22 protein-coding genes are annotated in these 24814 nt (G+C 37.2%); 15 read left to right on the plus strand and 7 right to left on the minus strand.

Annotation, left to right across the window (positions count from 1 at the left end; translation table 11 throughout):
* Positions 1 to 11 precede the first annotated feature (11 nt).
* From G9371_RS03735 to G9371_RS03790, 12 genes are all read left to right on the plus strand, one after another.
* Positions 12 to 2330: a TonB-dependent receptor gene (locus G9371_RS03735; protein ID WP_029424350.1), complete on the plus strand. Its 2319-nt coding sequence runs from the start codon at positions 12 to 14 to the stop codon at positions 2328 to 2330.
* Between the two features lie 84 nt (positions 2331 to 2414).
* On the plus strand, positions 2415 to 2708 hold the full coding sequence (locus tag G9371_RS03740) for a hypothetical protein (RefSeq protein WP_000018790.1): 294 nt from the start codon (positions 2415 to 2417) through the stop codon (positions 2706 to 2708).
* Positions 2709 to 4232, plus strand: coding sequence for a PepSY-associated TM helix domain-containing protein (locus G9371_RS03745; RefSeq protein WP_005135331.1), 1524 nt, complete (start codon positions 2709 to 2711; stop codon positions 4230 to 4232).
* The gene (locus G9371_RS03750; protein WP_000006582.1) at positions 4229 to 4567 is read left to right on the plus strand and encodes a hypothetical protein; all 339 of its coding nucleotides are present in this window, start codon (positions 4229 to 4231) and stop codon (positions 4565 to 4567) included. The genes G9371_RS03745 and G9371_RS03750 overlap by 4 nt, the downstream gene beginning before the upstream one ends.
* A gap of 135 nt (positions 4568 to 4702) precedes the next feature.
* A complete protein-coding gene (locus tag G9371_RS03755) occupies positions 4703 to 5323 on the plus strand; it encodes a GNAT family N-acetyltransferase (RefSeq protein WP_029424349.1) in 621 nt (206 codons plus the stop codon).
* Between the two features lie 330 nt (positions 5324 to 5653).
* Positions 5654 to 7801 carry a bifunctional mannitol-1-phosphate dehydrogenase/phosphatase gene (mtlD, locus tag G9371_RS03760; protein WP_032009290.1) on the plus strand — a complete coding sequence of 716 codons (2148 nt, stop codon included), beginning with the start codon at positions 5654 to 5656 and terminating at the stop codon, positions 7799 to 7801.
* A gap of 104 nt (positions 7802 to 7905) precedes the next feature.
* Positions 7906 to 8532, plus strand: a complete 627-nt coding sequence (locus G9371_RS03765) for a 2'-5' RNA ligase family protein (protein WP_000249284.1) — start codon at positions 7906 to 7908, stop codon at positions 8530 to 8532.
* Positions 8520 to 9038, plus strand: coding sequence for a bifunctional adenosylcobinamide kinase/adenosylcobinamide-phosphate guanylyltransferase (cobU, locus tag G9371_RS03770; RefSeq protein ID WP_000939712.1), 519 nt, complete (start codon positions 8520 to 8522; stop codon positions 9036 to 9038). The genes G9371_RS03765 and cobU overlap by 13 nt, the downstream gene beginning before the upstream one ends.
* 2 nt (positions 9039 to 9040) lie before the next feature.
* On the plus strand, positions 9041 to 10096 hold the full coding sequence (gene cobT / locus G9371_RS03775; protein WP_029424347.1) for a nicotinate-nucleotide--dimethylbenzimidazole phosphoribosyltransferase: 1056 nt from the start codon (positions 9041 to 9043) through the stop codon (positions 10094 to 10096).
* Entirely contained in the window at positions 10089 to 10688 is a 600-nt protein-coding gene (locus G9371_RS03780) for a histidine phosphatase family protein (protein ID WP_029424346.1), read from the plus strand. The genes cobT and G9371_RS03780 overlap by 8 nt, the downstream gene beginning before the upstream one ends.
* 124 nt (positions 10689 to 10812) lie before the next feature.
* Positions 10813 to 12381: a histidine phosphatase family protein gene (locus G9371_RS03785; protein WP_029424345.1), complete on the plus strand. Its 1569-nt coding sequence runs from the start codon at positions 10813 to 10815 to the stop codon at positions 12379 to 12381.
* A 106-nt stretch (positions 12382 to 12487) separates the two neighbouring features.
* On the plus strand, positions 12488 to 13231 hold the full coding sequence (locus tag G9371_RS03790) for an adenosylcobinamide-GDP ribazoletransferase (RefSeq protein ID WP_029424344.1): 744 nt from the start codon (positions 12488 to 12490) through the stop codon (positions 13229 to 13231).
* A gap of 75 nt (positions 13232 to 13306) precedes the next feature.
* On the opposite strand, the gene G9371_RS03795 is transcribed toward G9371_RS03790, so the two are convergent.
* The 6 genes from G9371_RS03795 to G9371_RS03820 all read right to left on the minus strand — a co-directional run bounded on the left by G9371_RS03795 (position 13307) and on the right by G9371_RS03820 (position 19878).
* Positions 13307 to 14416 (minus strand): 3-deoxy-7-phosphoheptulonate synthase, encoded by a 1110-nt coding sequence (locus G9371_RS03795; RefSeq protein ID WP_000572397.1) that lies wholly within the window; start codon positions 14414 to 14416, stop codon positions 13307 to 13309.
* Positions 14417 to 14512: 96 nt separating this feature from the next.
* On the minus strand, positions 14513 to 15400 hold the full coding sequence (locus tag G9371_RS03800) for a sulfite exporter TauE/SafE family protein (protein WP_029424343.1): 888 nt from the start codon (positions 15398 to 15400) through the stop codon (positions 14513 to 14515).
* Positions 15401 to 15532: 132 nt separating this feature from the next.
* Positions 15533 to 15835, minus strand: a complete 303-nt coding sequence (locus G9371_RS03805; protein ID WP_000971109.1) for a hypothetical protein — start codon at positions 15833 to 15835, stop codon at positions 15533 to 15535.
* On the minus strand, positions 15832 to 17388 hold the full coding sequence (locus G9371_RS03810; RefSeq protein WP_029424342.1) for a PepSY-associated TM helix domain-containing protein: 1557 nt from the start codon (positions 17386 to 17388) through the stop codon (positions 15832 to 15834). Before G9371_RS03810 ends, G9371_RS03805 begins: the two co-directional genes overlap by 4 nt.
* On the minus strand, positions 17381 to 17680 hold the full coding sequence (locus G9371_RS03815) for a hypothetical protein (RefSeq protein ID WP_000047700.1): 300 nt from the start codon (positions 17678 to 17680) through the stop codon (positions 17381 to 17383). The genes G9371_RS03810 and G9371_RS03815 overlap by 8 nt, the downstream gene beginning before the upstream one ends.
* Positions 17681 to 17742: 62 nt before the next feature.
* On the minus strand, positions 17743 to 19878 hold the full coding sequence (locus G9371_RS03820; protein ID WP_029424341.1) for a TonB-dependent siderophore receptor: 2136 nt from the start codon (positions 19876 to 19878) through the stop codon (positions 17743 to 17745).
* A 220-nt stretch (positions 19879 to 20098) separates the two neighbouring features.
* Here G9371_RS03820 and lpxB point away from each other — a divergent pair, with 220 nt between their 5' ends.
* Entirely contained in the window at positions 20099 to 21274 is a 1176-nt protein-coding gene (gene lpxB / locus G9371_RS03825; protein ID WP_029424340.1) for a lipid-A-disaccharide synthase, read from the plus strand.
* Here the strand turns inward: lpxB and G9371_RS03830 are convergent.
* On the minus strand, positions 21271 to 21918 hold the full coding sequence (locus tag G9371_RS03830; protein ID WP_029424339.1) for a CerR family C-terminal domain-containing protein: 648 nt from the start codon (positions 21916 to 21918) through the stop codon (positions 21271 to 21273). The genes lpxB and G9371_RS03830 overlap by 4 nt on opposite strands.
* Before the next feature lie 118 nt (positions 21919 to 22036).
* Here G9371_RS03830 and G9371_RS03835 point away from each other — a divergent pair, with 118 nt between their 5' ends.
* Complete coding sequence (locus G9371_RS03835; protein WP_029424338.1) at positions 22037 to 23056, plus strand: HlyD family efflux transporter periplasmic adaptor subunit; 1020 nt, start codon at positions 22037 to 22039, stop codon at positions 23054 to 23056.
* On the plus strand, positions 23049 to 24812 hold the full coding sequence (locus tag G9371_RS03840; protein WP_029424337.1) for an ATP-binding cassette domain-containing protein: 1764 nt from the start codon (positions 23049 to 23051) through the stop codon (positions 24810 to 24812). Before G9371_RS03835 ends, G9371_RS03840 begins: the two co-directional genes overlap by 8 nt.
* The last annotated feature ends 2 nt before the right edge of the window (positions 24813 to 24814 follow it).

Below are 24814 nucleotides of genomic sequence, written 5' to 3' on the forward strand. Positions count from 1 at the left end.
GCTAGGGAGAAATGGAAAAAATGAATGTAAACAATAAGATTGGGGTTAAAGCACGTAATCACATACGTTCAAAACAAGTACTTTTTAAGATGACACCTTGTTGTCTTGCCATATCGGCTATTTTTGCACAGCAGGCTTATGCAGAAACCGTAACTCAAACGGCTGAGGTAAGTGAAAATGCAACACAAAAACCAGTAACCCAATTGCAAAAGATTGTAGTAACTGCGACTCGTACACCAAAAAATATTGCAGAGATTGCAGGTACAGTTCAATCTATTGATCAGAAACAAATTATCCAGCAAGCTACGGCAGGTCGTAAAGTTGCTGATATTCTTGCTCAACTTGTACCATCTCTTGCATCAAGTAGTGGAACAACAAGTAATTATGGCCAGACAATGCGTGGACGAAACGTATTAGTCATGATCGACGGTGTTTCGCAAACAGGTTCTCGCGATGTTTCTCGTCAATTAAATAGTATTAGTCCTGGTATGATTGAACGCATTGAAGTAATTTCGGGTGCGACTAGTATTTATGGGTCAGGTGCTACTGGCGGTATTATTAATATTATTACTAAAAGAGCAGATACATCTAAACCACTTAGCTTTGAAACAAAAGTAGGCATTACATCTTCGGATACATTCCGTGGTGACGGCTTAGCTTATGAAGCCGGACAATCTGTCTCATTTAATAAAGGCAATATGGATGGTTTCTTAGGAGCTAATTTTACAAGTAGAGGGTCTCAATTTGATGGAAATGGCGATAGAATTTCCTTAAGCCCGTGGCAAGGTAGTACGATGGACACTGATACTATCGATGTAAATGGGCGTTTAAATTTCAATTTAAATGATACTCAGACATTGAGCTTTGGTGCCCAGTACTATAAAGATAAGCAGGATACTGACTACGGACCTGATTACTCTTATTTACCGACAACCTCTAAGAGTAATGATGCTACAACGCCAACTTATAAGGCAATTAAAGGTTTAAAGCTTAGTAATCCATTATTTACCGAGCGTTATGCTGTTAATTCACAGTATCAAAATCAAGACTTTTTAGGCCAAATACTAAATGTTGAAGCATATTATAGAAATGAAAAATCACGTTTCTTCCCATATGGCCTATCAAATAAATCCGTGACTTCTGTAAACCAGTCTCAATCAGAAATTGAAGTAGCTGGATTACGTTCAACTATGCAAACCGATCTTAATATTGCCAATCGGGATATGAAAATAACCTATGGTCTTGATTATGATTGGGAAAAAGATAAGCAATTTGTTGATATTTTGGCAACTCAATATCCTTATTTAGTGTATACGCCAACAGGCCAACGTAAAGGTTATGGACCAAACACTGAAATTCAAAATATTGGAGCATTTGTTCAAAGCGATTATGCAGTTACGGATAAATTGAACTTGCAAGCAGGTATTCGTTATCAATATATTCAAGCGGATACTGATGCTTATATTCCTAGCCGAGAGACAACAATGGTTCCGGCAGGATCAACACATGATGATAAGCCGTTATTTAATTTAGGTGCAGTTTATAAACTTACAGATGCACAACAGCTATATGCTAATTTCTCTCAGGGCTTCAGTTTCCCTGACGTACAACGTATGTTGCGCGACGTTTCTACTTATACCGTTTCAACAGCAAATCTACAGCCAATTACAGTAAATAGTTATGAACTAGGTTGGCGTTTGAATCAGGATGATGGCTTAAATCTGGGATTGACTGGTTTTTACAATACTTCGGATAAAACTGTCCAATTCAACAATCGTGCAGCAAAGGTTGTAGATACAGATCAAAGAGTATACGGGGCGGAAGCAACTATTAGTTATCCATTTATGGAAAATTATAAGGTCGGTGGCACTTTAGGATATACCCGTGGTCAGTATAAAGACGTGGCGAATAAATGGCATGAATTAAACTCATTTACGGTTGCTCCAGTGAAAGGAACCCTTTTTGCTGAATGGGATAATAATGAAGGGTATGGTGTTCGTGTTCAGATGCAAGCTATTAAAGGAACAAATAAAGCTTATAAAGATGACCGTGAATTAGCCGCATTTGCAACAACTCAAGATGAAGCTTTCAGAAAAGCTGTAGAGAATGACGCAAATAGTGCTGCGCAAATCAAAGGTTATACCACTATGGATGTATTAGCACATTTCCCGGCTTGGAAAGGTCGTGTAGATTTTGGCGTCTATAATGTGTGGAACCGTCAGTATCGAACAGTATTTGCTCAGCAAGCAGCCGTCTCTAATGCTAATCCATTGTTAGCAATCCCTGCAGAAGGCCGTACTTATGGTTTAAGTTATACTTTTAACTATTAATGCAACTAACGAAAGAGATGCCTGTATAGAGCAGGTATTTCTTTCAATCAAATCTGGCATATTTAAATTTTTAAGGCCATTTAAATGAGTCATCTAAAAAAACAAGAAAATTTTAATTTTACCTATAGCAGGATCTTTTTTATCTGTTTAGCCGCTTATTGCTACAGTTCATGGCTCAGCCTTGTTTTGGCCAAATGGTTACCTTTTGCTAAAGCAGAGAATGTTTATTTTTCGGTATTTATCAGTTTTATCTTTTTTATTTTTTATATTGTCTTTACGAGTTCCATTTTATCAAAACTATGGTTTTGGATGATCAATAGCTTAGGCGTAGCGTTACTAGTGAGCTATTGGCTATTAGCTAAATGGGGAGTGGCTTAAATGAATTTTCGTCAAATTCAGGCAATACTACATAGTTGGTTTGGAATTATTGTCCTTTGGGTTATCTTTTTCATTTTTTTTACGGGCTCTATTGCTTATTTTCGGACGGAAATTAATGTTTGGGCACAGCCAGAAGCAATCAGCCATATTCAAACAATCCCTTCTGCACAACATTCTGCGCAAACTGCGTTTAACTATCTCAACCAACATGCACCAAATGCTAAAAGGTGGCGAGTCACAGTAGCCAATGAGCGGATGCCTGTGAACCTACTTCAATGGCAGGATAAAAAGGGGAAACATCAAGAGCTACAAAACCCTAATACCGGAGAGCTATTGGGGCCTGTACGGAAGACTTTGGGCGGAGATTTCTTTTTCAAACTACATTACACGCTTTATCCTTTGCCAAGTAAGTTCGGTAGTTTAGTTGTAGCTGTTGTTGCCTTAATTCTATTAATTAGTTTAATCACAGGTGTGATTACGCATAAGAAAATTATTAAAGAGTTTTTTACCTTTAGGGCTTTTAAAGGACAGCGTTCTTTATTAGATCTTCATCACATAACAGGAGTTATCACTTTTCCTTTTTATTTGGTGATGGCCTTTACTGGACTGTTGATTTTATTTTATCTAGTTTTACCGTGGGGATTATCGGAACAATATGGTAAAGCTGGTATACCTAAATTCTATAATGAAATGCAGTTTACCGAGGTGGCAAAACCTCGAGAACCTTCCTTAACAGAAGCGATGCAACCTTTTAATCAATTCATGGCACAAATGCCTAAGCGAACAGAATCTGGAGCTATTTTAGATAAATTTGAAGTTCAAAAGCCTAATACAGCCGATGGCATGATTACATTTGACTATAACTATAAAAATATTATTACCTTAAATACTCCTCAATATATTTTTGCAACAAATACGGCTGAACGACTCAATCAGCCACGAAATTTAAGTGCAATAGCACAATTAGGTTCATCAAGTTATGGGATTCATTTAGGTTACTTTGCTTCTATCTGGATGCGTTTTATTTTGGCTTGTTTAGGAATAATAGGATGTGTCATGTTGGTTGCAGGCGCATTACTATGGCAAAAAAAGCGCATCAAAGAACAAAAGAAATTTGAATATAGATTAGTACAGCATTTGAATTTTTTTACTTTCTTAGGGCTGCCTTTTGCCTCAGCCTTTTATTTAATGGTTGGTCGGATTATACCTGCTTCATTTGAGCCGAGGGAACTATACGAGGTTTCAGCATTTTATATAGCATGGCTATTAAGCTTATTGATTAGCTTTAGCTGCTCAATAAGGAAGGGAATAATCATCATGCTATATATTACGGCTGCTGTTTTATTGCTTATTCCTGTTATTAGTGTCGTTCTGGTACCAGAAGCTTCTTTATTAAATAGTCTAAAGTCTGTGCATTGGTCTCTTGCCGGTGTTGATCTGGCGCTCATACTGCTCGGGCTATTCTATTTAATAGTACTACGCTTCTACCAAACCAAATTTATTACGTTAGGAGAGGCTAAATGAGCTTTGCATCATTATTTTGGGCTATTGCTGCCATGATGCAAGCATGCATGCTCAGCCAATTTGCTCAGAAAAAGCTTCAATATAGCTGGCTTAAAAGTACATCTAGACGAATTTTATATGGAACAACCATATTATTTTTGCTTAGTTCATTGTTTTGGAATTGCTCCTTTGAAGGAAGCTCTGTAGGAGTCTTATCATGGTTTTTTGCCATAATCACAACCGCTTTCTTTTTTCAAATTATTGTTTTTTATTTTTTTAGAAAATATTTTATTCCTATTTGGTTAATGGTAATCGTCGTTGCAATTATTTTCTCGATTGTTGAGTGGGTACCTTAAATATTAGTAGGGGGAAAGCTGAATTTTTTGTCCATGATTTATGCAATAAAAAAAATAGTAAAAATAAGCTTGCATCTTAAATAAAAATGATTATCATTATCAATTATAGGTTATGTCATAGCAAGGACCGTTATAATGCTTACGCTTTCACAAAAGCTCCCAGATTATTTTGAATATATTGAAAATGATGTTAGCTACTCATTACGTCAGGTTCAGTATCCTCAAGATATACCACTATTACACCGCTGGATGCATGAGCCACACGTTATTCCTCAGTGGCAATTAAATAAAAGCGAAATAGAACTCAAAGTTTATTTTGAAAAAATGCTAGCTGATGATCATCAACGTTTAATGATTGTAGGAATCAATGGTCAAGACGTGGGGTATGCCGAAATTTATGAAGGGAAGCGTGATCGCCTAGCTCGTTATTATAAAGGTGAAGACAATGATTTAGGTTGGCATTTACTATTTGGGGAGAAATCTGCTTTTGGTCAAGGCTTTTTGCGCCCAACAATTCGTTTATTGAATTTCTATATTTTTGAAAATTCCCCAACAAATAGAATTGTAGGAGAGCCAGATCATACAGTGAAGCCTTATGCGGCTGTAGTAGAAGACATGTGCTATGAAGAGCAGGGCTTAATTCCAATGCCGGAAAAAACGGCAATGTTGTATTACTGTTTCCGTGAAAAGTTCTATGACAGTTTTTTTGAGTTATACCAGGCATCGCAACAAAAATTACAGCAAAAAGCGAGTTAATTTCTGGTATGGGTAGACCTGCAAGACATAATAAAAACAATGCAGGTTTGTTTAGCAGTAAATGGACCTAAGAAAAATAACCATGATCAGCGCATAAAAAGAAGAAGCAAAAGTAGTAAGCGAGGAAGGCTTGCTACTTTTGTGTTTAAACTCAGTTTCAGAATTATCTATATTGTTCAACCTTTTTGAGTGTTTAATTCTTCTCAGTAACAGATTGCTTATATTTTTGATTAAAAAATAACCACTAATGTTTCATTTATTATCATCCTGCCTTTTTTAGCAATTTTTTGTATACCCTGAATAAAACATGATCAAAAAAGAGGTAAAAACGTGCTTATTTTTCATGGAAAACCTGTTCATGGAGCTATCTTCGATATGGATGGGACAATGTTTGACACTGAGCGATTACGGTTTCAAACATTGCAACAGGCATCTCAAGAACTCATTGGGCAGGAGTTTTCACACGAATATTTAATGCAATGTTTGGGGTTAAGTGCGACTACAGCGGAAAAGCTTGCACAACGTTTATACGGAGTAGATGTTCCATATAGGGAAATTCGAAAACGTGCCGATGAGATGGAACTAGAACATATTCGAAAACACGGCGTACCTATTAAAAAAGGTTTGGTTCAAGTTCTAGAGCGTTTAAGAAAATCTGGTTTAAGAATGGCTGTGGCTACTTCAAGCCGTAGAGCAATTGCCGAAGAATATTTAATTAATGCAAATGTTTATAAATTTTTTGATGTCATTACTTGTGGGGATGAAGTAGAACAAGGGAAGCCACATCCAGAAATCTTTTTAAAAGCGGCTAGTCAACTTCATTTAGACGCTAACCAGTGTCTTATGTTTGAAGATTCGGAAAATGGTTTAACTTCAGCGCATACATCGAAAGGCCTAACAATTTTATTAAAAGATATTAAAGAACCAAATGATGAAATGTTAGATAAAGCGCATTTTTATTATGATCAGATGTATGACTTCTTAACAGATCTTGACCAGTTTATTCCTGTTATGGATATGCCAGAGATACAGGAACCTTTTCCGCAAAGTCTGAACCAACTGACGGTTGGGATACATGGTTTTGGAGCAATTGGCGGTGGTTATATAGCGCAGATCTTGTCGCATTGGGATGGTTATACGAAACCAAAACGTATAATTGCGTCAACACGAAATAGTCTTTTCCGCGAAGCTGTAAATGCGTTTGGAACCTATAGTATTCGCTATGGGCAATTTTCTTATGATGAACGTATTGAGAATATGACCATTGTTGATTCTGACAATGAACAACAAATGTTAGAGATGTATACTCATTCAAGTTTGATTGCATTATGTTTGCCTGAGCAAGCGATCGAACCTGAATCAAAGATAATTGCAAAAGGGTTATATGCGCGTTTTAATTCGCAACTTGAAACATGTATAGAACCTTTAACCTTTCTAATTATTTTAAATAAGGTTGGTGCGAAATATTTGGTTATGAAGCATCTTAAAGAAGCTCTACTAGAGTTAACCAACGATGAAGATGTAACCGAGCATATTTTAAAAGAGCATTACTTTTGCGACACCGTTGTAAACCGTATGGTTTCAAAACTTTCTAATCAGAATTTATATCGTCAACTTCGTATTAAGCATAATTTTCTTGAACAGCATTTAGAAGATGTGGAGCAAGAAGACCAAATCGAAATTGAAGACTGTAATAAACTAACTCCAGATCAACTAAATCAGGCTTCTATCTATGTTGATAACATGCGCCGTAATTTCCAGCCGGGACATATCTTACAAAGCATGGATTTAATCTTGTTCCATAGTGAAACTGATATGCCAATCTATGTAGAGAAAGGCAGTCCTTTACTTGAAAAGTTGCGTCAGGTGGTATTGGTTGACCAAATTACTGACATTCAACTCATTAAAAATCGTTTATGGAATGGTGTACATGCGATGCTTGCTTGGTATGCATCTTTAATGGGTTATGAATCTATTGGTGTTGCCATGGGTGATCATTTAGTTAAAGCATTTGGAGAGAACTTAATTGCAGAAGTGAAGCAGGGACTTGCTATTGTATTACCTAACTATGCAAAAGATCTGGATCGAATGTCACAAAGTTTTCTAGACTCATGTGAATATGCATTTAAAGATCCTTGTCAACGCGTAGCTAGAGATCCACTACGCAAACTCAATCATAATGAACGTGTCATGGCATCAATTGCTGTGAATATTTGTCATGATTTGCCTTATAAAAATTTATTAAAAGGTGCTGCTTTAGGTTATGCCTATGCGATTCAATTTTTAGAAATTGAAGAGACTAAAGCTGTTGAACATCTGCAGCAACAAATTCAGAACCTAGACTTGAGTACAACTCAAAGAAGACAGCTTGAAGCTGAATTGGTTCAACTTATCCAATATTTGTTTTCTGAACAAGGTAAACAACCATTAGGCATTAAGTCGAACAATACCAAAACTACATTAACTCAATATGTTTGAGTTTGCTTATTGAATTAACCTCAACAATTGAAAGGCAAACATGTTTTAATACAAAATTTGAATAATTTTGAATTAAAACTGTGCTGTTAAAACCCTCCACACTCATGGTGCCAACACCTATACGGGATTATCCCGAATGGCACCTTGGGCGTCAAAATTACACATTGTGGTATCTAGAAATTAATGATCAGAAATTAGTTCATTATCTAGATCAATTGCGTGCGCATTTTTCAGAATTTCTAGTAGAACCTAATCACCGTCAATATCATGTCACGCTGTTTATATGTGGATTCTTGACCCCTGAAAATAAAGTTCATGGTGATGACTTTTGTTTTAGTGACTTTGTGCAGCAAAGGGAAATTTTAAGAAAAGAAGATATTGCACCATTTCAATTAAAAATTGGATCAGTTGATAGTTTTAGTAGTGCTTTATTTGTAGAAGTCCAAGACACCGAAAATAACTTATCTCTCATACGGCAAAAATTAGGTACAGTTTCTAATGAAATAGCCGCTTTAGATTACTGTCCGCATATTACATTGGGTTTGTATAAGAAAGACTATAGTAGTAATTTGATTTTACAAAAAATTTCTCAATTACCTGTACAATACACACAGGCTGAATTTGATCTTAAAGTTGAGCATTTAAGCTTTGGCTATTATCAGGCTCAAATTTTACAAGGTCAGCTGTATTCGTATCAGCATTTGTTTTTAGGTGATTCATGTTGCAATTGATTTTAGGTGGTGCCCGTTCTGGCAAAAGCCGATTGGCTGAACAAACAGCCATATCTATGCAATTAGCTGTCACTTATGTGGCTACGGCACAAGCGCTTGATCCAGAAATGCAAAGCCGTATTGTCCATCATCAAAATCAGCGTCCTGCTCACTGGTCTTTGGTTGAAGAACCATTATTTTTAGCAAAAACTCTGCAAGAAATTGATCGACCTAACCAAATTATTCTGGTGGATTGTTTAACACTTTGGCTAACCAATTTGTTACTTTTAGAAGATCAAAATATTCAACAATTTGAGTGCGAGCAGCTGTTAAGAGTTTTACCCACACTCGAGTCAGAAATTATTTTAGTAAGTAATGAAACGGGTTTAGGCGTTGTGCCACTTGGTGAAATTAGCCGCCGTTTTGTCGATGAAGCAGGAAGACTACATCAGGCTTTAGGACAAATTGCAGATAAAGTTGTGTTTTGTGTGGCTGGTTTTCCAATGATTTTAAAAGGTGAGAAATAAAAATGAACTGGTGGTTAGAATCTGTACAGCAACCTAATTTAGATGCAAAACAACAAGCTGAGCAACATCAACTCCAACTTACCAAACCTACAGGTGCCTTAGGCGATCTAGAGCAAATTGCAATTACACTTGCCAGTTTACAGTCAAATGCACATCCACAAGTTAGCCATCCATGGATCACAATTTTTGCAGGTGATCATGGTGTAGTTGAAGAAAATATCTCTGCATATCCCCAAGCTGTTACTCGTCAAATGTTGCAAAACTTCACAACTGGCGGTGCGGCAATTAGTGTCATTGCCAAATATCATCAAGCTCATTTGCAAGTGATTGACTGCGGTACAGCAGGCGAAGCATACGAATATGCAGGTGTTGAACGTCATTGTATTCGTGCCGGCACAGCAAATTTTGCCAAACAAGCTGCAATGAATGCTGACGAGTGCCGTGCTGCCTTAGAGTTAGGGAAAAAAAGTGTAGATACTGCTAAAGCGAATGGAGCAGATATTTATATTGCGGGTGAAATGGGGATTGGAAATACCTGTTCTGCCTCTGCTTTAGCATGCCTTTTATTAAATGATACTGCCGAGCAATTGACTGGAGTAGGTACAGGAATTGGTGCTGATCAGTTAAGACATAAAATTGAAGTAATTGAAAAGGCAATTGAACTTCATCATAAACATGTCATTGGTGATGTCTTCAAAACACTATGTGCTGTAAGTGGTTTGGAAATTGCGGCAATTGTCGGTGCTTACATTCGCTGTGCGCAGGTGGGCTTACCTATCATTGTCGATGGTTTTATTAGTTCTGTAGCGGCTTTATGTGCTGTGCGGATGAATCCTCAAGTGCGTGACTGGATGCTTTTTGGTCATCAATCGGCGGAATATGGACACCGTCGTATTTTACAAGAACTCAATGCTGAGCCGATTTTAAATATGAATTTGCGTTTGGGTGAAGGTAGTGGTGCTGGTACTGCCTTAGCATTGGTTAAAATGGCTTGCGCTTTACATAACCAAATGGCTACCTTCGCTCAAGCGGCTGTAAGCGGGAATAAAATTGGCTAAATTTAGGATTGATTTGCTTAGACATGGAGAAAGCCAGTATAGCCATACCTTACGTGGTCATTTAGATGATGAGTTAACTGCTAAAGGTTGGCAGCAAATGCAGGCAACCATTGAGCAAGTTACAGACCAGACATGGGATGTCATTGTAAGCTCTTCATTAAAACGTTGTGCTTGTTTTGCCGAGCAACTGGCCAAAACAACTGGACTCCCTTTACTTCTAAATCATGACTTAAAGGAAATGTATTTTGGTGATTGGGAAGGCATCTCAACTCAGCAAATTTATGAAACTTCACCCGAATTACTGGCAAACTTTTGGCAAAAACCAAGTCAATATTGTCCACCTCGCGCAGAAACATTAGACCAGTTTCAAACAAGGGTTCTTAAAGGCTTTCAAGATTTGCTGGAGCATATGCAAAAGCAAAACTTACAGCATGCTTTAGTTGTTACTCATGGCGGTGTGATTAAGCTATTGGCTTGTTTAGCCAGACAACAGCCTCTAGATGACTTACTTAAAATGCCGGCAGAGCTTGGAAAATTATATTTACTCGAATTTTCTGAAACAGATGGTCAAGTAACTTTTAAGTTAAGATAGTAGTTTTATATTTTTATACACTTGTAAGTTATTATTTTTAAAATGTTATTTTAGCCTGTGTAATAGAACTGTCATTGCTAGTATCTAAGCTATTGGCATTTCTTATTAATCACACATCTGGCTTATGAATATTTTATTTAAAACAACTGTGCTTGCAGCATCATTATTACTCGCGGCTTGTAATAACAATGATGATCAAGAAGCTCAAACTGCACCATCTACAAACCCATCAAAATATTATCAAACGAAAACGCCTTACCAACCTCAACAAGACTTAAAAAGCTATGAACAAGCGCCGGCTGGGTTCCAGCCAGTTTTTACAGAGTTAGTGGCACGTCACGGTTCGAGAGGTTTATCAAGTCTGAAATATGATTTAGCACTTTATAATTTATGGAAACAGGCGAAAGCTGAAAATGCCTTAACGCCACTAGGTGAGCAATTAGGTGCTGATTTAGAAGCAATGATGAAAGCGAATATTTTGTTAGGTTATGGTGTTGAAGGGATCCGTCAGTACGGTTATGGAAATGAAACCATGACTGGTATTTTAGAACACCGCGGTATTGCCGATCGCTTATTACAGCGCTTACCAACTCTTTTAAATACGCAGGCGTCTATATTGGTACAAAGTTCAGGAGTAGACCGTGCGGTAGATAGTGCTAAATTTTTCACTGCTGAACTCATTAAACAACAACCTCAACTGAAAGATAAAATTGTTCCATTGTCTTATACCAATTTATCGAGTGAAAGTGTGCCAAGTATTGAAGATGGTGGCGTTGATCGTTTTAAACTTTATTTTCATAGCTTGAATGCAGACGAAGACTTAGCTCAACCACTGAATGTTAGCCAACAAAAAATTTATGATGCAAGTCAGGCTTATCAAGATTTTGAAGAAAATAATAAAGATTTAGCTCAAAAGTTAGATGAGTTATCTAAAAATACTCAGGCTGAAAAAACTGCCCAAATGGTACTCAGCCCGATTTTTAAAGCTGACTTCATTAAAAAGCTTGGTACCACGGGTTATAGCTTTAGCAATAACGGATCCTTTACAGTAACTTCGCCGAAAGGTGAGCAAATTACAGAAAAAGGTAAGGGGAAAAATACAATTGCCAACGCAGTTGATGCAGCGGCTTATATTTATGAACTCTATTCAATTTCTGGTGGTATGAAAGATGAGTTAAAAGGTATTGATTTTGATAAATATATGCCTTTGGAAGCCGCAAAATTTTATGCTGAATTTAATGACGCCAATGATTTTTACGAAAAAGGCCCAAGCTTTACAGAATCAAATAAAGTCACCAGTGAAATCGCTCAAGGACTTAAACAGGATCTGTTCCAACAAGTTGACGCCGTAGTGAATAAAGCTCAACCTTACAAAGCAGTTTTACGGTTTGCCCATGCTGAAATTATTATTCCTTTAGCAACTAGCTTAGATTTGCATAATATGATGCAGCCGTTACCACTACGCCAGACTTATAATTACTCGACAAGTGCATGGCGTGGTGAAGTAGTTTCACCTATGGCGGCAAATGTACAGTGGGATATTTACCAAAATAGCCAAGGCAATACTTTGGTAAAAATGCTTTATAACGAAAAAGAAACTTTGTTCAAATCTGCATGTAACTATGCACGTTATACACCAACCAGTTTTTACTACGACTACATCAAATTGAAACAGTGCTATCAAATGCAATAGATTTTCAGTTTTTGAAGTCTTTAATGGGAATAGGGATTGCTATTCCCATTTTTATTTCTTCATAATTCAATTTGTTTTTAAATATAGACCAGTTAGAGACTTGGATATGACACCTTTTTGGATAGCATTGCAATTTTTAACTGTTCTGCCTATTGAGCTAAAAACAATACCAACGGCGCAACAAAATGGTCGAGCTATTCTGTTTTATCCTCTAGTTGGTCTGATTATTGGGGGCATACTTTTTCTTGTTACCTGTATTTTTGTTAAATTACCCGCTCTTTTACTTGCGGTAATCGTACTCGCTTTATGGATCTGGCTAACGGGTGGATTGCATTTAGATGGGCTAGCAGATACTGCCGATGCGTGGGTAGGTGGTTTTGGAGATAAACTACGTACTTTACAAATCATGAAGGATCCAAGTTGTGGTCCAATTGGAGTCCTCAGCTTAGTTATCATATGTTTGCTCAAATTTTCACTGATTTATGTGTTGATTGAACAGCATCAATCTTTATTTTTAATATGCATTCCTATCCTTGGGCGTGTGGTGCCATCTATTATGTTTTTAACTACACCATATGTCCGCGAAAAAGGCTTAGGCCGTTCTTTGACAGACTATTTACCCAAAACTGCTTCATGGATAATAACTGGGTTCGTTCTGTTATTACCTTTGTATTGGGAGTGGCAAGGGCTTATTGCCATCATTGGTTTTTTAATCAGTCTTGTTTATTTAAGACATGTGTTTATAAAAAGGATTGGCGGTATTACAGGGGATACCGTCGGTGCAGCGATTGAAATAGGTGAAACTGTACTGATGTTTACTTTTGTCGTAAGTTATTTTTATTTAGTTTGATGTTGAATTCCACCTCAATAAAATAAAAAAGCCCTCAAAAAATGAGGGCTTAATTTTCAATCTCAAAAAGATGAATTAGCGGTTTGGTAAAACTTCTTTTAAAGCTTCATGCATTTCAAGCAAGGTCTTTTCAGTAGTTTCCCAGTCAATACAACCATCAGTTACTGATTTACCATATTCAAGGTCACAAAGATTGTCAGGAATATCTTGGCGGCCGCCTTTTAGATGGCTTTCAACCATAATACCTACAATTGACTTATTGCCGTCTAAAATCTGTTCAGTAATGTTTTTAAGAACAAGCGGCTGTAAGTACGGGTCTTTATTCGAGTTAGCGTGGCTTGCATCAATCATAATTTTGTTGCTCACTTTTGCTTTCGCTAAAGCGTTTTCTGCTTCTGCAACAGAGCCAGCATCGTAGTTTGGTTTACCATTACCGCCACGCAATACCACATGTGCGTAAGGGTTACCTTTTGTATTAATGATTGAAACCTGACCGTCTTCATTTAAGCCTAAGAAACTATGGCCATATTTAACAGACTGCATGGCATTGGTTGCGACAGTTAAACCGCCGTCTGTACCATTTTTAAAACCTACTGGTGATGATAGACCAGAAGACATTTCACGGTGAGTTTGGCTTTCGGTTGTACGTGCACCAATCGCAGACCAAGAAATTAAGTCTTGATAGTACTGTGGAGAGTTAGGGTCAAGTGCTTCAGTTGCACAAGGTAGACCTTTTTCATTTAACTCAAGCAAAAGTTTACGGCCAATACGTAAACCTTTTTCGATGTTAAATGAGTCATTCATATCCGGATCATTAATTAAGCCTTTCCAGCCAATTGTGGTACGTGGTTTTTCAAAATAAACACGCATAACCAGATATAAAGTATCTTTAACCTTTTCGCTTAGCGCTTTTAGGCGATCAGCATATTCGTGAGCAGCTTTTGGATCATGAATAGAGCAAGGACCAATAACGACAAATAAACGTTTATCTGAACCATCTAAAATATTACGAATAGTTTCGCGGCCTTTTAGAACAGTTTGTGAAGCAACATCAGATAACGGAAGTTCTGATTTAAGCTCAGCTGGTGTTACAAGAGTTTGGATGCTTTTAATGTTAACGTCGTCGATATCTGGCTTGGAAACGGAATTTGAATGTGTAGTCATTGCTGTCACTGGTTCGATCATACTAAAGGTTGTTTTGTGTACTGAATATACCATGAAATAATTATGAAAATACTACATCTCATGGCAATTCAGTTTGGAAAAATCCCATTGATTTTGCTATCTTTCGGTCGAGTTGCCTGTTTTTTCAGCAACTAATGCTTGTTGTTGTACCACAGCTGCTTTTGGTTTGGCTTTGACTGGGTGGACCATAAAGTTAACACCAAGAGCAAATAACGTAATACCTAAAATTTTACGGATTAAACGTTCCGGCATACGTGAGCTAATTAAGGTTCCAATAATAATTGCCGGAATTGAACCTACTAATAACCACATAAGCAGCACAAAGTCGACATTACCGGCACTCATATGCCCAAGACCTGCGACTAGGGTTAGTAATACTGCATGTACGACATCGGAACCAATAATACGAATCATTGGTAAGTTAGGGAACATGATTACAAGTGCCATAATTCCAAAGGCACCAGCGCCGACTGATGATAGTGTTACGAATACACCCAAAATAATACCCATAATCACAATATAGGTACGCTTATTTTGAACAGCTAATAGCTCATTTTCAGTTTGAGTATTCTCTTTATTTCGGAATTTATTAAAGAACTTTTCAATACGAGTACGGAAAATGATGGAAACACCAGTTAAGGTCAACATAAAGCCTAATACCATGGTTAATACAGCTTTATAATGAGTTGACTGACTTAAATAATGCTCAAGTACCCACGCAGTACCAAAAGATGCAGGAATACTACCGACTGCTAGCCATAAAACAATCGGCCAGACGATATTAAGTTTTTTTGCGTGAACCATCGATCCACAGAACTTAGAGATCGCGGCGTAAAGTAGATCAGTACCAATTGCGATATGCGGTTCAATCCTAAAAAGACCAATTAAAATTGGTGTCATTAATGATCCACCACCAACTCCTGTAATACCTACACAGAAGCCAACTAACATACCTGCCAAGATAAATTCAAAAGCACCAGACATCTTTATCGCCACTTATCACGAAACGCAGATATCTTATTCCTTTTAGAGATAAACAGTTGTCATGAATAATGATTTACTTATGCAAAAAAAAGCTAAGCAATCAAAATCATGCTTAGCTTGAGGAAATTTTATTCAAATTGATGACTTAGAGGAAGTTTTTGATGGCTTGAGCGGATTAAGCCAAAGTATCAGCAAAAAGGTTAAGGGTGTTGCAAAGATCCACCAGCTGACAAAACCAATTGAAAAACCATATTTTTTGATGAGAATAAACCCGCTCAACGCAAATAATAAAAAGGCCAATATCCTCAACAATGAATAATATTTTTGAGCAAATAATTTAAAATGGCCTGCCGACTTCGGTGATCTATATTTTTCAGTCGATATAAATAGTAAATACATGCCTAGTAAAGTCAGGATAAACACAAAGAACATCATGAATTCACCTCAATATTTAACTTACTCAGCTTTTTTTGAATTTTATTTGAAGCTTTATGTTGAATAGGCTTAATTTTAAGAAATATAAAAAAGGCTAAAGCTGCAAATAACCAGAAAAATATATCTATACGTGCAAAATCCCAATAACCACTAAAGTTTTGAATATAATTATTTTTTAGTAAATAACTTATATTCAAGATAGGGAGTGCAATACAAAGTAGAATAAAAATACCTAGCTGAGTTTGCCATAAATATTGTTTTTTAGTGATGAGCGCAATAATAAAGCTCATGAGCCACACGAAGAAGAAACTATAAATTTCATAATTAACAGTGGTAGCCGTGACAGTAAACAATCGATTCGCATACAAATAAGCAAGAGTTGCACAAGGCAAACCTACAAAGGTGGCAACATTTAAACGGTCAACTAAATAATGCCCGAAATGAAACTTACTATTTTTATTTTGAAGTTGACGTTTAAGGCTCCAAAGCAACAAGCCAGAGGCAATCATTACACAGCCTAAAATGCCAGAGAAAAACAATCCTAAGCGAAGTAGAGGCTGAGCAAAAGTTGCCATATGGAGGCCATATACTCCCGCATAAAGTGTGGCAATAGGACTATGATTACGTGTATCACCCAAGACTTTAGCATTTGTAGCATCTAATGTAATTTGTGCTTGATTACGGGTAATAGAATGGTCTTCTTGCTGAATAAACGTAATTTGAGCCTGATTCGTATTTGGATTTTTAACACTCATAGTTGCTAAAGTTTGATTTCCCCAACGCTGTTTAAGTTGAGCTAATAGCTTTTCAACTGGTAAATTCTGTGCAGGATGTGGTGTTGTACTTTCTGTGACTGTTTTTGTACGTATATCATTGAAATATTGATATGGATTCTCTGGATAGAGTTTTTGCATTCCCCAAGGCAAATATAGATAGAAGAAAATAGCCAAGCCAGTAAAAGTAACTGTTAAAAAGAAGGGCAGTGCAATAACAGATGAAATATTATGAAAATCTAACCATGAGCGCTGCGATTTAAAGGTACGCAAGGTAAAAAAATCGGTGAAGATTTTTTTATGAGTAATAATGCCTGAGATTAAGGCAATCAACATAATAAAAGCTGCTAAAGATACGACCAACCGCCCAATTAATATCGGGACACCAAAAAGTTGATAATGGAAACGGTAGAAAAAGTCACCGCCTTCAGTCGCAGAAAGTTTTAATTCTTGACCAGTGTTTGCATCGAGGGTTGCATTCCCATAACTACCATCTGGTTTTTCCCAATACATCGTATTTACCGGACTTTCAGGTGTAGCAACAGTTAAATACCAAGATTTAGCATCTGAAGCGTGTTCTTGTAAGTATTGATATGCCGTTTTAATTGCCACATCTTGTTTTATTTCAAATTGTGCAAGGGGTGGTTGCATCCACAAATTAATTTCATGGCGGTAATAAGACAAACTTCCCATTAAAAAAATAGCAAATACGAGCCATCCAAAAATTAAACCAGTCCACGAGTGGAGCCATGCCATAGATTGACGTATACCTTTATGCATAACCTACCGTCCGTGTCACAATAAAGAAAAGGGCAAATAGTGCGATTGATAAAATGGTCAGTCGCAATAATGATTGGATGCAGAAACCAACAATCACGAAAAATACATAAAACAAAATAGAAATAAAGGCCGCCAAATAGATAGCTTCTGGTTTGTCTAAGTTCAAATGGAAAATTTCAGTTAGTCCAAGACTTAAGTACACCATACAGGCATAACCCATACCGAAAACAACTAAGAATCGATAGAAAACTTTTATGCGATATAACATGGGAAGATTTAAAGTTTTGGACATATTTACTGACACATAAAAAAATAAAAAAGAAAGCCAACCCCAAATTGGGATTGGCTACGCTATTAATATTTAAACTTTACAGCAACTGTATAGTTGGCTGGGGCACCATAAAAAGCCTGCCCATCTGGGAAACTATTTAAATATTTCTTGTCAAAAATATTATTACCATTTGCTTGAAGCGTAATATGATCATTGACTTCATAGCTTGCCATTAAATTGACTAAAGCATATGCATCTTGTTTGATCGTACCGTTTACATTTGAGTCATATAACTTTATCCCATCTTGCCACTGTAAACCTGCACCAACTTTAAGCTTAGGTAAAACTGGCGGAGTATAGGTAGTTAGCAAGTTAAGTGTCTGGTTTGGATTGTATGTTCTTGCTTCGCCACCATTTTTAGTGTCTTTAATACTAAATTGAGCATAGCCGAAAGAAAGATTTACGTTATCAGTAATTTGACCTGATAGACCGACTTCTACACCTTGCGATTCTAGATCACTCGTTGGTACTTTTCGGTTAAGTGGGTTTCCATCCGAGTTACGTAAAGGGTAATTATTTTGTTCAGTTTTAAATACTGAAAGTGTGCCTGTTAAACGGTCATCTAGCCATGAGCTTTTTACACCCATTTCATAGCTTTTACCTTCAATAGGTTTTAAAGCTTGATTGGTATCTTTATCAATACCAGTTTGTGGACGGAAAATAGAGGTATAACTCATGTAACCCGTATATTCAGGTGTAAAATTATAGGTTAATCCGACATATGGAGAAACTTTACTTTCACTATATGACATTGGTGAGCTATAACTTTCGCCTTTACTCTCAGCTTGAACATAGTTTGCACCAAGTAAAAGTTTTAAATCTTCATTAAGATGTAAACGTGTCGCGGCATAAATTGAGTTAATATTTTGTTTATAGTTAGCCGCTTCTGTGAAATCTGACCAAGTTATAGATTGCGGTGTCCAACTTGCCCAATCGGTAGTAGTTGACTTTATAACATTACTATCGTTAATCGTTCCTGTAGATTGTTTATCTTGTTGGTGATTACGTACATAGCTGTAGCCTAGAGTTGCTTCATGTTCTCGGTTAAATAGCTTATAGGTCCCTTCGAGATTAAAATCTACAGCATGTTTTTCTTGATGTTCTTGTCCACCCCAAGGCGTTAGAGAAACACCGGACCCGTCAGCTTTTGGATAACCATAGTAATAGAGAAGACGGCTATTATGCTTCGTATCAAGATAGTTGTAAGTCAGCTTAGCATTCCATTGGTCATTAAGTTTTTGTTTTAATTCAACAAAAGCATTTTGTGTCTCATTATCCCAGTGCGCCCAGTCAGGGTTAGGGTTATATGAGCGATCATATGAAATTTGTTTACCATTGGCATCTAATAAAGGCAGAGAACCCCAGTTATTTGCATTAGGTTTATTTTGTTCTTGGCTATAACCTGCGGTAAGTAAAGTGCTATCTGTTAAATCGGCTTCAAAAATACCAGCAAAGCCGTTTTTTTCCGCAGAATATCGGTCTAGGTAAGAATCACCAGTTTGTTCATAGCCCATAATACGGCCACGTACTTTTCCACTTGGTAGAATTGAGCCAGATACGTCAGCTTCATAGCGCTGCGTATCCCATGAACCGTAACTTGCACCACCGCTTGCTTGAAATTCTTGTGTTGGACGTTTTCGAATATTATTGATGGTTGCACTTGGGTCACCAAATGCATTTGTTAAAGAGTCAGCACCTTTAACTACTTCTACACGATCATAAAAATAAGTATCAGGGTTGGTATTGTTATAGTTATAACCTGAGAGGGGAAAACCTACGCCGTCAGTCAATATATTTGAAATCTCAAAACCACGAGCCATATAAGTAGTTCGCTCGGTTTCCTGATTGGTTACTGTTACTCCGGGTGTATTGTTTAGAACATCTCGGGTGCTGGTAAGGCCAAAGTCTTCAATTTGTTGACGAGTAACGACATTAATAGTTTGAGGAGTTTCTTTAGCCTCAATATTAAGCTTGGTTGCGCTACTCGAGTTTTTAACATTATATGCTTTGGTTTGTTCAGAAGATTGGTCTGTACTTGTCGCTTTAACTTGAATCGTCTGCAAAGCTTGTATATCTGCGTCTTGAGCATAAGTGAGATTTACATAACAAATCGCGCAGGCGATTACAGAAAGTTTAAATGGTCGATGTGGGATGGTCATAATAGTAAAGATAATGTAAATAATTCTCATTTATTTTATTGTTTGTAAATGTAAGCTACAATTCAAATAACATTGTTAATTTAGATTAAAAAATAGGGCATGAATGTAATTTTAGATTGTGGTGTGCTTTCGCTGGCTTTAGCCACATGTATTTAGCAAGTTCAAGATTAATAAGCCTCTATGCTAGAATGCATTATTTCAAATTTTTGGGTAACTCGCCTTGGCAAATCGAAAACTTAAAATAGGCATTGTGGTTGGGGAAGTTTCTGGAGATACACTGGGTGTGAAACTCATGCGTAGCTTCCGTGAGCAAGGAATCGATGCCGAATTTGAGGGAATCGGTGGACCCCAAATGATTGCTGAAGGTTTTAACAGTTATTACCCAATGGAAACTCTGTCTGTGATGGGGATTGTTGAGGTTTTAAAAGACTTAAAAAAATTATTTGCCGTTCGAGATGGTTTAATTAACCAATGGACTCAGCATCCAGTTGATATTTTTATTGGTATTGATGCACCGGACTTTAACCTCAGACTTTCGAAAAGTATTAAGGAAAAGAATCTTCCAATAAAAACAGTTCAATATGTCAGTCCATCTGTTTGGGCGTGGCGTCAAGGGCGTGTTCATGGCATTAAGCAGAGCATAGATTTAGTACTTTGTTTATTTCCGTTTGAAAAAGTTTTCTATGAACGATATGAAGTGCCAGCAGCATTTGTAGGTCATCCGCTAGCTAAACAATTGCCACTTGAAAATCCAATTCAAATTGCTAAACAGCAATTAGGCCTTAATGAAAATCAGAAGTATATTGCTTTGTTACCAGGCAGCCGAAAGGGTGAAGTAGAACGACTCCTTCCTATGCTGCTGGGTACTGCTAATATTCTGCATACCAAATATCCAGACATTCAATTTTTAATTCCAGCAATTAATGATGCTCGTAAGCAACAGATTGAGCAGGGTGTTGAACAATTAGCACCTCATTTAAAGGCTTGCATTCATATTTTAGAAAATACTGATAGTGAATCTAAAATTGGTCGTATGGTCATGAATGCAAGTGATATTATCGCGTTAGCTTCTGGAACGGCGACATTAGAAGCCATGCTCATGCATAGACCAATGGTCACTTTCTATAAATTGCATTGGTTGACCTATATAATTGCTAAGCTTTTAGTCAAAATTCCTTACTATTCTTTGCCTAATATTATTGCGGGTAAGAAAGTCATTGAAGAGCTGATTCAGGCTGATGCCACACCAGAAAATTTAGCAGCTGAAATAGAAAAACTGATGAATGTTGAAACAGCTCAAATTCAAGTGATGCAACATTTAACTATGCATAAACAACTTATTTCTGGAAATACAGAAGATCCGGTACAAGCCATTTTGCAATGTTTGAATCGCTAATTTTTAAGATTTGATTGGCTAATTGCTTTTAATCCTGCCAATGAAAATTTTTTAAAATGTTCAACTAAATCATGTAATGGCATCTGAGCAATATTTTTAAGTGGCTCAGGTGCTTGAGCATTTGGTCCGGCAATAATGAGCATCATGCAAGGTGTCATTACGCTTAAAATACAAGGCAAAACAGCCGGATCATTTTCATCTAAACCAGCAACTTGACTAATGAGCTTACGAATAAGAAAAAATTTTCTCATACCTGCAAATTCAATAAAATTTAATAAATGCTCAGAAGGTGAAAAGAGTTCACGAATAAAGACTTTGCCATGCCAAACTTCTTTTTCAGTTAATTTATGCAGCAAGGTCTCAAGTAATAAGCTTAGCTTTTCTTCTGGTGACTGAGTACTTTCAACAAGTTCTAGTAAATATTTTTCATCTAGATAGTGAGCGTGAGCTTCCACTAACACAGCTTGATACAGCCCATCTCGACCATCAAAGTGATAATTAATTGCAGCCAAATCGACATTCGCAGCGTTTGCGATTGTTTTGTTCGCTGTCTTTGCAAAACCATATTGGGCAATTAAAGGTCCTGCTGCCTCAATAATTTTAGACTTGGTTAAGTCACCATCACTTCGTCTAGATCTGGACATATTTAACCCTAACTTTGATTCACCATAAAAGTATATCTTTTATTCAAAGATTGGAGTAATTTAAATTTAAATTGAATTTAAACTAATAAAATTTGAATTTAATAAGAAGGCCAATAAGATGAATAAAAAAGTAATTGCCATTGTCTTGGTTGTTATAGCTGTGGTTATCGTCGGCTTTTGGGCATGGAAATATAACAATAAGAATCAAAAAGATAATGTATTAACATTATATGGAAATGTTGATATTCGCCAAGTTTCACTTGCATTTGAACAGTCTGGCCGTATAGAGAAACTGTTAGTACAAGAGGGTGATAAAGTTAAAGCAGGGCAAGTACTAGCGACCCTTAATACCAATGCATTACAAATTCAGGCAAAGCAAGCTCAAGCACAACTTAAAGCTCAACAAGAGGCAATTGTTAAACAAGAGGTTGGAGCTCGCCCTGAAGAAATCACCCAAGCAAAAGCTCAACTTGCGTCTGCCCAAGCTGAGCTTGATAAAACCAATAAAAACTTGCAACGCTTACAAATTTTGGTAAGCAGTACGGATGGTCGAGCAATTAGCCAACAAGAACTCGACTATGCCAAAAGTAATCAACATAGTGCTGAGGCAGCGGTCCGTGGAAGACAAGCCAATTTAGAATTATTAATTAAAGGTGCTCGACAAGAAGATCGTGAAGCGACCAAAGCACAATATGACGCAACCAAAGCTAATTTAGATCTAATCAACTATAACCTTAGTCAAGCTGAACTAAAGTCTCCTGTAAATGCTGTAGTACGGGCTCGACTACAAGAAGTTGGCGATATGACAACTGCGCAAAAGGCCGTTTATACATTGGCTTTGACCGATCCCAAATGGATTCGTGTGTATGTAAACGAACAAGATTTAAGTTTTATTAAGATGGGCGGGACGGCCCAAGTTATTCGTGATTCTGATCCCAATCAACCTATCAATGGAAAAATTGGCTATATATCTTCAGTGGCTGAGTTCACCCCTAAAACAGTACAGACCGAAGAGATTAGAACAACGCTGGTTTATGAGGTTAGGGTCTATGTAAATGATCCGAATGATCAATTAAAAATGGGCCAACCTGTGACTGTAAAAGTACCACTTGCTTCAGGTGAGAAAGCTCATGACTGATGAAAAAGCAGTGGTTCAAGTTAAAAATTTGTTCATGACTTTTAAGGCTGAGAGTAAAAAGACAGCAGAAATTACGGCAATTGTTGATTTGAATATGCAAATTAACAAAGGAGAGCTTACTGCTTTGGTAGGTCCAGATGGTTCGGGGAAAACAACTTTATTAAGATTAATTGCAGGACTATATAAAGCCACTTCGGGTTCATTAAATGTACTTGGAATTGACGTGAGTAAAAATCCGCAAGCTGTACAAGACCGCATTAGTTATATGCCACAACGCTTTGGACTCTATGAAGATTTAAGCGTACAGGAAAATTTAGATTTATATGCCGACTTACATGGCGTTCCAAAGGATGTACGGGCGCAAAGGTTTAAGCGGTTATTGGACATAACGGATCTTACTCAATTCACTCAACGTCTAGCAGGCCAACTTTCTGGCGGGATGAAACAAAAACTAGGGCTAGCATGTACTTTAGTTCGTTCCCCAAAGTTACTGTTACTTGATGAGCCTAGTGTTGGGGTGGATCCTCTATCAAGACGGGATTTATGGATCATTATTGAACAGCTTGTTCAGGAAGAAAACTTAAGCGTAATTATAAGTACTGCTTATATGGATGAAGCAGAAAAATGTGCTCAAGTCTATATCATGCATGAGGGCAAAATTTTAAAACAAGGTTCACCTGAACAATTAAAAGAAATAGCATGTGGGCAAACATGGAATATTAAACCTTCAGAGCAGATTAAGGCTCGGACATTACAAGCCCAGTTACTTGATAACCATATAGAGATTATTGATGCTGTTCCAAAGGGTGAACAAGTGAACTTTATTAGTCGCCAAAAAGAGCTATCAGCTAATACTTTACCTGAAGGGCTAAGAGCCAATGTGCGACCAGCAGAACTTGAAGATGTGTTTATGATGCTGTTGCAGCAGGCTCAAAAGCAACCAAAACATATACCTATTTCTGAGCAAGCTTTTCAATTAGAACAAAACAATAATTTAAAATCAGAGCAACCTATCATTGTAGTTAAAGATTTAGTCCGAACTTTTGGAGATTTTACTGCCGTTGCCAATACTTCATTTACTGTGCAACGTGGTGAAATATTTGGATTACTTGGGCCCAATGGCGCGGGTAAAACGACAACATTTCGGATGTTATGTGGGTTACTACCGGCAAGTAGTGGGTATCTAGAAGTTGCTGGTAAAAACTTACGGACAGCTCGTGCTGAGGCAAGAGCAAAAGTAGGCTACGTCTCGCAAAAATTTGCACTGTATAGTAATTTAACTGTCTTAGAAAACTTGAAGTTTTTTGGGGGAGCTTATGGATTATCAGGCAAAAAACTAAATCAACAAATTGATAAAGCCTTAGGGCAATACGATTTAAAACCGCATAGTAAAAGTGGTGATTTACCGGGTGGGTATAAACAGCGCCTATCTATGGCTGCTGCACTATTACATGAACCAGAAATTTTATTTTTAGACGAACCTACGAGTGGAATTGACCCACTTGCACGGCGATCTTTTTGGTACAGCATTGGTGAGCTGGCAAATCAGGGCATTACCATCATTATTACGACGCACTTTATGGAGGAAGCAGAGTATTGCGACCGCATTGCCATACAGGATGCCGGAAAGTTATTAGCCTTAGGTTCACCCCAACAAGTCCGTAACCTGGCAAGTAAATATAAGCATATTGCTGATATGAATGAGGCTTTTATAGCAATTGTGGAACAAGCACGCGCGTTAAGGCACGCTGGTTAGGA

It is taken from the genome of Acinetobacter sp. EKM10A (assembly GCF_011075215.1).
GTDB lineage: Bacteria > Pseudomonadota > Gammaproteobacteria > Pseudomonadales > Moraxellaceae > Acinetobacter > Acinetobacter baumannii.